The sequence below is a fragment of the Noviherbaspirillum sp. genome (assembly GCF_036846085.1).
GTDB lineage: Bacteria > Pseudomonadota > Gammaproteobacteria > Burkholderiales > Burkholderiaceae_D > Noviherbaspirillum.
Window position 1 is genome coordinate 1 of record NZ_DAIUCO010000203.1, and the last position, 9,959, is coordinate 9,959.

Genomic DNA, 9,959 nt, shown 5'->3' on the forward strand with positions numbered 1-9,959 from the left:
CCTTCGACACAGGCATAGGTTACGCCGGCATGGAGCGTGATGCCGAGCCTGCCGGCATGGGCGGCAATCCACCGTGCGAGCTGGCCGCTCACCGGATTGGCGGTGGAAATGTGGGCGGCGACGCCGTTGCCGAAGAAGCTCGACGCGCGCCGCCCCCTGGTCCAGTCGAAATATTGTTCCGGGATGGCGAGATCGCCTGGCGCAATCTGCTCGCGCAGGCTGCCGACGGCGGAAATGCCGATGATCTGTGTTGCCCCCAGCAACTTCAGCGCATAGATATTGGCGCGGTAATTGATTTCATGCGGCAAGTGATTGTGCTGCGCGCCATGCCGCGCCAGGAAAAGAATGTCCTGGCTGCCCATGCGGCCCCGCAGCACTTGGGCCGACGGCGCGCCGAACGGCGTTTGCACGTCCATGTGTTCCACAACTTCAAGTCCGTCCAGCTGATATACCCCGGTCCCGCCAATGATTGCAAGCATCGTTGTCGTCCTAGTTGATTGAGCGCCGCGCTTTTGCAGCCCGGCGGCGCATTGTATTGCGGATATGTCCGCTTCTGTTTTGTCTAAGTCGCCAGAACAGCCGAAACCTTACACCGAAGTGCCGAACTACGCTTGCGGCTCTGCGAGCCTGCCGTCCAACACTTATACGTCGCGCCCGCCCTTCCGGTTTCGTCCATATCAAACCCTGCCATGGAACAAATTGGATTAATTCAACTCATTCTTTATGGGGGTTCAATCAATCGAGACGACGATCGGCATGCGGCCCGAGCATCGCCTGCTTTCAGGAAATTCCGCAAGGAGAACGGCCATGAAACTACGCAACGTACTTTTGGCGGCGGTGCTGATCCTCATCATCGCCTTTGTAGCACTGAACTGGAGCGAATTCCTTGCCTCGACGACCGTGTCGTTCGGCGTCGCGACCATCGTTGCGCCGCTTGGCATGATCATGCTGGGCCTGCTGGCGATCCTGGCGGCTGTTTTTCTCACCTATATCGTGACGTTGCAAACTTCGGTCCTGCTGGAAGCGCGCCGCCATGCACGGGAATTGCAGGCGCACCGGGAGCTGGCGGACCGTGCCGAGGCATCGCGGTTTACCGAATTACGGCGCTTCATCGAAGGCGAACTGCAGGCGGTGGCAGTACGGGATGCGGAATCCAATGCCACCCTGCAGGCCCGCATCGAACGGATGGAACAGAAGCTGAGCACCTCGCTGGAGGAGTCGGGCAACTCAATGGCGGCCCAGCTCGGCGAGATCGAGGACCGGCTCGAGCGGGAGGCGCACCGCCCGGTATTGCCGGCGACGGTGATCCGGCGCGAGCATTGACGTGAACCCGGTGCTGGCGCGTGTCAGCTACTCGATCGGCTCGTACGGCAGCCCGACATAGTTTTCCGCGATGGTGGTCCGTCCCGCGACGGAACCGGTGTAGTACTCCAGTTCGGCGAGCTGGATGCGCTGGGCGAAAGGATCGTCCGAAAACTTGTGCAGCATCGACGTCATCCACCAGGAAAACCGCTCGGCTTTCCACACCCGCCTGAGGCAGATTTCCGAATACCGGCCCAGCAGGTCGGACCGGCCTTCCTGATAATGCTTGCGCAGTATCCGGTACAGGGTGCGCACGTCGCCGGCGGCGAGATTCAGTCCTTTTGCGCCGGTTGGCGGCACGATGTGCGCGGCATCGCCGACGAGGAACAAACGACCAAACTGCATCGGCTCGGCGACGAAGCTGCGCAGCGGCGCGATGCTCTTTTCGATGGACGGGCCGGTGACCAGCGATGCGGCGGCATGTTCGGGCAGGCGTGCCTTCAATTCGTTCCAGAAGCGCTCGTCCGGCCATTCCTCCACCTTGTCGTCCAGCGTGCATTGCACGTAGTAACGGCTCAGCATCGAATGCCGCATGCTGCACAGCGCGAAGCCGCGCGCGTGGTTGGCGTAGATCAGCTCATGCGATACCGGCGGGGTTTCCGAGAGAATGCCGAGCCAGCCGAACGGATAGACGCGCTCGAACACCTTGATCGCGTCTGACGGCACCGACTGCCGCGACACGCCGTGGAAGCCGTCGCAGCCGGCAATGAAGTCGCATTCCAGGGTTACGGTCTCGCCGCTGCTGGCGAAGGTGACGCGCGGTTTGTCGGAGTAAACATCATGCAGCCGCACATCCTGCGCTTCATAAATGCTGATGCCGCCGTTGCCGGCGCGCGCCTCCATCAGATCACGGGTGACTTCGGTCTGTCCGTATACCATCACCGTCTTTCCGCCGGTCAGGTTTTTCAGGTCGATGCGTTCGCAGCGGCCATTGAACGACAGGGCCACGCCTTCGTGCACCTGGCCGATGCGATCCATGCGCGTGTTCGCCTGCGCCTCCCGCAACAGTTCCACCGTGCCCTGCTCCAGCACGCCGGCGCGTATCCGGCTCAGCACGTAATCCGGCGTGCGCGCTTCCAGGATGACCGTACTGATGCCCTGCAGGTGCAATAGCTGGCCGAGCAATAACCCGGACGGTCCCGCGCCGATGATGGCTATCTGTGTCTTCATTGCTTGTCTCCGGTCACACACGCCGCCGGTCATCCCGGGCGACGGGCATGGTGATGTTCTTTTTCTTCATGGTCGGATGAAACCGCGCTGACCGGAAGGGATTTTTATGCCAAAGATTTGCACTTTTCGCATATTCCCTGCATCTGCTACGATCTAGGGCGCAAGGAGCCAGCCTTCCATGAACACGGATTCCGTCATTTCTTCCATTACGCCGATTCCAACGTACCAGCTCTACGGCGAACGGGAGCCGTGGCCGACGCCCGACATGGTGCACTGCGAGGCGATCGCCGCCCGCAGCAAATTGCACAACTGGCATATCAAGCCGCACCAGCACAGCGGCCTGTTCCAGATTCTTTATCTGGAGAAAGGTGAAGCGGAAGTCCGGCTCGACGACAAGACCAGCCGCATGCAGGCCGGCGAAGTACTGATGGTTCCGCAGCTCTGCATTCACGGCTTCCGATTCAGGCGCGACGCCGTCGGTTATGTATTCACCCTCGCCTATCCGTTGATTCACCAGTTGACGCGCCGCCTCGGCGATCGGTTCGCCAGCCGGTTCGCCCGCTTCGGCGTTCCCAGCCTGCATCGGCTCGGCGATGACGCCGAGGGCGACTACCTGCGGATGTCCTTCCGTGCACTCGACGAAGAATATGCCGGCAACCTGCCGCAGCGCGAGGCGCTGATGGAAGCGCTGCTGACGGCCATCCTGATCCGCCTGACACGTAGCACCTTCGATGCGCAACCGCAACAACAGCCGCCCCAACCTCGCCCAGCCTCCCGATCCGGCGGCCACTTCGCGCGGTTCTGCGACATGCTGGAAGAGCACTACCTCAGCCACCAGCCGGTGGCGGCCTATGCGGCGTCGCTCGGCATCACCGCCGCCCATCTCAATCTCCTGTGCCGGCGGGCGGTCGACAAGTCGGCGCTGGAAATGATCCATGAGCGCATCGTCCTCGAAGCCAAGCGCACGCTCGTCTATACCTCGATGACGGTCAGCGAGGCGTCCTATGCCGTCGGGTTTTCCGACCCGGCCTACTTCACCCGATTCTTCAAGCGGGCAACCGGCCTGTCGCCGAAACAATTCCGCCAGCAGGCGGAAGCCCTGCATCGTTGATCTGAAGGATTCCCGACAAACGGTTCGACTACCGCACAAGCATCTGTTGAACGAACATATCGTGGGATATGATCATTTGGCAAATCGGCACCGTCATGGATCAGGATCAACATTCCGATCCGGGCCGTATGGCGTACTTCCAGATCATTACAACAGGAGACAGGCATGAAACTCAAAACACTATGGACATCGGTCGCGGCGATCGGCATGGCGGGCCTGATGTCGTTCGGCGCGCAGGCGCAGGAAACCATCAAGATCGGACTGGTGGCGCCGTTCTCCGGCCCCTTCGCCGATTACGGCAAGCAGATGGAAGGCGGCATCAAGGCCTACATGAAACAGCACGGCGACACCGTCGCCGGCAAGAAGATCGAGATCATCGCCAAGGACACTACCGGTCCGGTACCGGAAGTCGCGAAGCGGCTGGCGCAGGAACTGGTGGTGCGCGACAAGGTGGATTTCCTCGCCGGCTTTGGCCTGACGCCGGAAGCGCTTGCAGTGGCGCCGATCGCGCAGCAGGCGAAAAAACCGATGATCATCATGAATGCGGCGACCTCCATCATCACGACCAAGTCCGATTACATCGCCCGCGTATCGATGACCCTGCCGCAAATCTCCGCGCCGATGGCGACCTGGGCGTCGAAGAACGGTATCAAGCGGGTGGTGACGCTGGTGGCCGACTACGGCCCCGGCATCGACGCCGAAACCGCCTTCAAGAACACCTTCACCGGTGGCGGCGGACAGGTGCTGGAATCGATCCGCGTGCCGCTGCGCAACCCGGAGTTCGCGCCCTTCATCCAGCGCATCAAGGACGCCAAGCCGGAAGCCGTCTTCATCTTCGTGCCGGCCGGCGAACAGGGCATCGCCTTCATGAAGGGCTACCGCGAGCGCGGCCTGGCCGATGCCGGCATCAAGGTCATCGCCACCGGCGACCTGACCGACGACCATGTGCTGCCTGCCATGGGCGACGCGGTCCTCGGCGTGATTACCACCTTCCACTACTCCGCCGCCCACGATTCACCGGAGAACAAGACCTTCCTGAAACAGTTTGCCGACGCCAACCCGAACGGCGGGCGCCCGAACTTCATGGCGGTCGCAGGCTATGACGGCATGCACGCGATCTATGAAGTGGCGAAGAAGCTGAACGGCAAGATCGACGGCGACAAGGCGATGGAAGTGCTCAAGGGCATGAAAATCAACAGCCCGCGCGGGCCGATCGTCATCGATGCGTCGACCCGGGATGTGGTGCAGACGGTGTATGTGCGCAAGGTGGAGAAGGTGAACGGCGAACTCTATAACGTGGAGTTCGACAAGTTCGCGGATGTGAAGGATCCGGGGAAGTAATCTTTCGCGCTTATTTTCTGATGAAGCCCCGGCGTGTGAACGTGCGGGGCTTTTTGTTTGTACTGCGGTTGTGTCGCAAGCAAGCCCAAACCTGAGTAATAAAAAATCTTTGTAGGGATGACGGATCAGGGAAGCAAGAGGGAAATTCAACTTGGGGAATGTGCGCTTTAAATTGTATTTGTAATGATTTCTACAAAATGTAGAATACGTTACATGCAGCCTCCCCTGTCCAACTGGTTGATCTTGATCGCGACCTTGCCTACCGCAAGCGCAACGCCGCGTATGCGCCTTTGGCGCGCCATCAAGGCGCTTGGCTGCATGCCATTGCGTGACGGCGTCTACCTTTTGCCGGACATAAACGGACATGCAGAGGCGCTATCTGACTTAGCCGTACAAACGAATACGGAAGGCGGGCAGGCATGGGTCGTTTCCATTTTGCCCAGGAATCCGACCGAGGCCACGGAGTTCGTTCCTCTTTTTGACCGCTCGCAGGATTACACGGGGCTCGTTGCGCAGATCACCGAATCCCGCAAGGCTCTGGCGGCGCAAACTCCGTCGGAAGTCGCCAAGACCGTCAAGAAGTTGCGCAAGGAACTGGAATCCATCCAGCGTATCGATTTTTTCCCGAACGATATGTCGCTCAGTGCCCAGGCCGCCTGGGCCGACTTCGAAAATGCCGCCAACGCAGTACTCTCACCCGATGAACCGCACGCCGCGCAGCGCCCGATTCCTCGACTGCACCCAGCCGATTTCCAGGGTCGTACCTGGGCTACGCGACGCAATCTGTGGGTCGACCGGGTTGCCAGTGCGTGGCTGATCCAGCGCTTCATCGACTGCAGCGCGCGATTTCTCTGGCTGGACACGCCATTGGATTGCCCGACAGAAGCGCTGGGCTTTGATTTCGATGATGCGAGATTCACGCACGTCGGTGACAAGGTCACATTCGAAGTCCTGCTGGCCAGCTTCGGACTTGAAGATAACAAAGCCCTGACCAAACTGGCATCCCTTGTGCATGCGCTTGATGTCGGCGGGCCACCACATCCCGAAGCCGTTTTCTTTGAAGCGATCCTGTCTGGCGCACGGACGCGTCTGCAAGACGACGACGCATTACTGATTGAAATCGGCGCCGTCCTTGATTCCCTCTATGTTCATTACAGCAAGGAGAGCAGTACATGAACGTGGTAGAAGACCGACCCGCCTATACGCTTTGGCAAATGGTTCTATATATGCTGCGGCTCGGTGCCCTCGGATTCGGCGGACCGGTGGCGCTGGTTGGGTATATGCACCGGGACCTGGTCGAACAGCGAAAGTGGATTAGCGAAGCCGACTACAAGGAAGGGCTGGCGCTTTCCCAGCTCGCCCCGGGTCCGCTGGCGGCGCAGCTGGGCATTTATCTCGGCTACGTGCATTACCGCCTTCTTGGCGCAACGCTGGCCGGCGTTGCCTTTGTCATACCGTCTTTTCTGATGGTGGTGGCGCTTGGTTGGGCTTATGTACGATTCGGCGGCATCCCCTGGATGCAGGCGGTCTTCTATGGCGTCGGTGCCGCTGTCATCGGCATTATTGCCATGAGTGCAAAAAAACTCACCGAGAAAAGCGTCGGCAAGGACAAGCTGTTATGGGCTATCTACCTGCTGCTGGCGGTAGTCACCATCATTACCGAATCGGAAATCGCATGGCTGTTCATCGCTGCCGGCGTGCTGGTGTGGCTGCTTCGCGCTCCGCCGAAATGGCTCCATCGAAGTAACTTCAATGCCGCTGCCCTGACCCAGGTGCCGATGGCCGGAAGCTTCTTCGGATCGATGGATGTGTCATTACTGACGCAGATCGGCCTGTTCTTTGCAAAAGCGGGCGCCTTTGTCTTCGGCTCCGGATTGGCCATCGTGCCATTCCTTTATGCGGGCACTGTCACCGAGTATCAGTGGCTGACCGAAAAACAGTTCGTTGATGCGGTGGCGGTGGCAATGATTACGCCAGGACCGGTTGTCATTACCGTCGGCTTCATTGGCTATCTGATTGCCGGCTTGCCGGGTGCCACGGTCGCGTCACTGGCGACCTTCATCCCCTGCTATCTGTTTACGGTGATTCCGGCTCCCTATTTCAAGAAGTACGGCAAGCTTCCCGGCGTCGTCGCATTCGTTGATGGCATCACGGCTGCTGCCATTGGTGCGATAGCAGGTGCGGTGGTCGTCATTGCCAAGCGCTCCATCATCGACATCCCGACGGCATTGATCGCGTTGATCACGATCGCCTTGCTTTGGAAATTCAAGAAGCTGCAGGAGCCCGTCATTATTCTGGCTGCGGCAGTGGCCGGTCTGATTCTGCATCCGCTGCTGAAATGATCGGAACCGCATAGAACACTGGAGGAGAAATCACGATGCCCAAAGCCATATCTACCGCAGAGCTTGTGGAAGCGATGACGCTTCCGCACCCACCGCAAATCATCGATGTACGCCGCCAACCGGCCTTCGATGCCAGTGCGCATATGATTTCCGCTGCCACCTGGCGCAATCCCGAAAACATCGATCATTGGATGTTGCAGTTGCATCTCAACCAGAATGTGGTCCTTTACTGCGTACATGGACACGAAGTCAGCCAACGATGTACAGCCCGCCTTGAGGAAGCCGGTTTCGATGTGGCTTTTCTAGAAGGCGGCTTCGAGCAATGGGCAGAAGAAAACCGGCCCGTCGCCAGCAAACCACCGGGGAGCGCGTCATGAAATGGGTTACCCGTGAACGGCCAAAAATCGATCGGATCGCCTGTCCGTGGCTGATTGCCCGCTTCATCGACAAGGAACCGGAGTTTCTCTACGTGCCGGCGAGGGAAGTACTCATGGTAGCGGAGAAAACAGACGCAATCCCCTTTGACATCCCCGGCGTGGAAATGTCCCATGTCGGGGAGCTTTGCAGCTTTGACGCATTCTTGAAGAAGCACGCGTTGACCGACCCTGCGCTACAGCAGCTGGCCGCCATCGTGCGTGGAGCCGACACCTCCCGGCTGGACCTGACACCGCAGTCCGCCGGTTTGTATGCGATCTCGCTCGGTCTATCGGAGATGTACGCGAACGATCATGAAATGCTCCGGCATGGCATGGTGATGTACGACGCCTTATACGCCTGGTGCAGGCGCTGTCAGGCAGAAGCGCACGACTGGCCGCCAACGATTAACTGATTTGCGCGGCCATGTTTAACGACTGCAGACATTGCAGATTCGGCAAATGAATGCGTCGCTGATTTCCCGGCTTTTATGGGTCCGGGGCTTACGTGCATTCGCCGACGGCTATATCAGCCTGCTTCTTCCGATTTATTTGATCTCCCTTGGACTCAGCCCGTTCGAAGTCGGCGTGATCGCCACGGCCACGCTGCTTGGTTCTGGTTTGCTTACCCTGCTGGCGGGCTTGCATGCGTGGCGCCTCCAATACCGTACGCTACTACTGATGGCTGCCGCCTTGATGGCCGCAACAGGATTCAGCTTTGCGGCGGTAACCGAGTTCTGGCCAATGCTGATCATTGCAGTGGTTGGCACGCTCAATCCATCCAGTGGCGACGTGAGCGTATTCCTGCCGCTCGAGCATTCATTGATGTCAGGAGCTGTCCGGGACGCCGACCGTACAGCCGTATTCGCCCGTTACTGTCTGGTCGGCGCACTTGTCGCGGCATTGGGCGCACTATGCGCCGGATTGCCCGAACTCATTACGCGCATGCAAATCGTCAGCATGATGACGGCGCTACAGGCAATGTTCGTACTGTACGGCGTACTGGGCGTCGTGGCGGCCGGGATATATTCCACATTGCCCAAGGACGCCGCCACAACCGTTCAAGTCAAGCCTGCACCGTTGCGCCAATCGAAGAAAATTGTTTTTTCGCTGGCCGCCTTGTTCAGCCTCGATTCCTTCGGCGGCGGCTTTGTGGTGCAGTCAATGGTGGCTTTGTGGCTATTTCAGAAGTTTCAGTTATCCATCTTGGCAGCCGGAACCATCTTCTTCTGGACAGGTGTATTGTCGGCGTTCTCGTACCTGGTCGCCGTCCGGTTGGCGAACCGCTGGGGATTGGTCAATACGATGGTGTTTACCCATCTGCCGGCCAATATCCTGTTACTGATGGTACCGTTCATGCCGACCCTGGAATGGGCGATTGCGTTGTTGATGATGCGCAGCGCCTTGTCGCAAATGGACGTACCGACGCGCAGCTCGTATGTGATGGCCGTCGTCAATCCGCAAGAGCGGGCAGCTGCAGCGAGCATCACGGCAGTGCCGCGCAGCTGGGCAGCAGCGGCCAGTCCGGCGCTGGCCGGCTATCTGCTCAGCGTGTCGCCGTTTGGCTGGCCACTCGTGATCGCAGGCACCCTGAAGATTGCATATGACTTATTGCTTTTGATGATGTTTCGGAAAGTGGCCCCGAAAGAAGAAATTTGCTGATACAACGGCGATTTGCCGCTGATAAAGTTGATTTGTCGCCCACCTATCCAGACGATCAACAATGCTTCATCACGACATGGCAATGCAGGATGCCTCAACTATGTATGGTGCAATCAATGCCAAGCCGCGAAAACCTGACTGCCCCCCAACGCTAGCCTGTTCTGGAAAGGCTTCTTACATGATTTCTAATGCGAAATTTTGATCGTTCCATGTATTAGTCGGAATGGCGGATGAGTAATGGAAATTGACGACGTGGAAATCGACGACATCGGCATCGTAGCCGACAGGCACTGAAAGGCGGTGCAGACCCTTCAACCCCGTCACGATATGGGCCAGTCTTCAGTTGCAGCTGGTGATGGTGGGACTAGTCAGTTTTTACACCAATAGCATGGAGGTTATATAGCCCAGCAAACCACATGAGAACTCGACCCTTTCGGGTTAGCACCCCTCACCGGGAAAGGTCCTGTTGAAGATTCGACATCAGCTTCAAGATGTCATCCATCGGGGCCGGCTTGAGCAGATGCGCATCAGAACCTGCTTGTTTTGCTAGCATGACGT

The 9,959-nt window shown here is 58.7% G+C and carries 10 protein-coding genes; 8 read left to right on the forward strand and 2 right to left on the reverse strand.

The features are described 5' to 3' along the window. Window positions 1-479 (reverse strand): MTAP family purine nucleoside phosphorylase (locus V7080_RS19470; RefSeq protein ID WP_334190055.1); only part of this gene is annotated, 479 nt, incomplete at its 3' end. Between the two features lie 328 nt (window positions 480-807). Between V7080_RS19470 and V7080_RS19475 the strand changes: the two genes are divergently transcribed. Beyond that, on the forward strand, window positions 808-1,323 hold the full coding sequence (locus V7080_RS19475; protein WP_334190056.1) for a LapA family protein: 516 nt from the start codon (window positions 808-810) through the stop codon (window positions 1,321-1,323). Between the two features lie 27 nt (window positions 1,324-1,350). Here V7080_RS19475 and pobA read toward each other — a convergent pair whose 3' ends face one another. Next, window positions 1,351-2,532, reverse strand: a complete 1,182-nt coding sequence (gene pobA / locus V7080_RS19480; RefSeq protein WP_334190057.1) for a 4-hydroxybenzoate 3-monooxygenase — start codon at window positions 2,530-2,532, stop codon at window positions 1,351-1,353. Between the two features lie 178 nt (window positions 2,533-2,710). Between pobA and V7080_RS19485 the strand changes: the two genes are divergently transcribed. From V7080_RS19485 to V7080_RS19515, 7 genes are all read left to right on the forward strand, one after another. Then, window positions 2,711-3,643 (forward strand): helix-turn-helix domain-containing protein, encoded by a 933-nt coding sequence (locus V7080_RS19485; protein WP_334190058.1) that lies wholly within the window; start codon window positions 2,711-2,713, stop codon window positions 3,641-3,643. A gap of 207 nt (window positions 3,644-3,850) precedes the next feature. Next, entirely contained in the window at window positions 3,851-4,984 is a 1,134-nt protein-coding gene (locus V7080_RS19490; protein ID WP_442947256.1) for an ABC transporter substrate-binding protein, read from the forward strand. Window positions 4,985-5,197: 213 nt separating this feature from the next. Next, window positions 5,198-6,160, forward strand: coding sequence for a chromate resistance protein ChrB domain-containing protein (locus V7080_RS19495; RefSeq protein WP_334190060.1), 963 nt, complete (start codon window positions 5,198-5,200; stop codon window positions 6,158-6,160). After that, on the forward strand, window positions 6,157-7,326 hold the full coding sequence (locus V7080_RS19500) for a chromate transporter (RefSeq protein WP_334190061.1): 1,170 nt from the start codon (window positions 6,157-6,159) through the stop codon (window positions 7,324-7,326). Before V7080_RS19495 ends, V7080_RS19500 begins: the two co-directional genes overlap by 4 nt. A 35-nt stretch (window positions 7,327-7,361) precedes the next feature. Beyond that, window positions 7,362-7,703: a rhodanese family chromate resistance protein ChrE gene (chrE, locus tag V7080_RS19505; RefSeq protein WP_334190062.1), complete on the forward strand. Its 342-nt coding sequence runs from the start codon at window positions 7,362-7,364 to the stop codon at window positions 7,701-7,703. Then, window positions 7,700-8,155: a chromate resistance protein ChrB domain-containing protein gene (locus V7080_RS19510; RefSeq protein ID WP_334190063.1), complete on the forward strand. Its 456-nt coding sequence runs from the start codon at window positions 7,700-7,702 to the stop codon at window positions 8,153-8,155. Before chrE ends, V7080_RS19510 begins: the two co-directional genes overlap by 4 nt. 46 nt (window positions 8,156-8,201) lie before the next feature. Then, the gene (locus V7080_RS19515) at window positions 8,202-9,401 is read left to right on the forward strand and encodes an MFS transporter (protein ID WP_334190064.1); all 1,200 of its coding nucleotides are present in this window, start codon (window positions 8,202-8,204) and stop codon (window positions 9,399-9,401) included. Window positions 9,402-9,959: the final 558 nt, after the last annotated feature.

Excerpts from the sequence above, each read along its gene's own strand:
- V7080_RS19510 (WP_334190063.1), top strand. The coding sequence starts at position 7,700 with ATGAAATGGGTTACCCGTGAACGGCCAAAAATCGATCGGATCGCCTGT.
- V7080_RS19495 (WP_334190060.1), top strand. The coding sequence starts at position 5,198 with ATGCAGCCTCCCCTGTCCAACTGGTTGATCTTGATCGCGACCTTGCCT.
- V7080_RS19485 (WP_334190058.1), top strand. The coding sequence starts at position 2,711 with ATGAACACGGATTCCGTCATTTCTTCCATTACGCCGATTCCAACGTAC.
- pobA (WP_334190057.1), bottom strand. The coding sequence starts at position 2,532 with ATGAAGACACAGATAGCCATCATCGGCGCGGGACCGTCCGGGTTATTG.
- V7080_RS19475 (WP_334190056.1), top strand. The coding sequence starts at position 808 with ATGAAACTACGCAACGTACTTTTGGCGGCGGTGCTGATCCTCATCATC.
- chrE (WP_334190062.1), top strand. The coding sequence starts at position 7,362 with ATGCCCAAAGCCATATCTACCGCAGAGCTTGTGGAAGCGATGACGCTT.
- V7080_RS19490 (WP_442947256.1), top strand. The coding sequence starts at position 3,851 with ATGGCGGGCCTGATGTCGTTCGGCGCGCAGGCGCAGGAAACCATCAAG.
- V7080_RS19500 (WP_334190061.1), top strand. The coding sequence starts at position 6,157 with ATGAACGTGGTAGAAGACCGACCCGCCTATACGCTTTGGCAAATGGTT.
- V7080_RS19515 (WP_334190064.1), top strand. The coding sequence starts at position 8,202 with ATGAATGCGTCGCTGATTTCCCGGCTTTTATGGGTCCGGGGCTTACGT.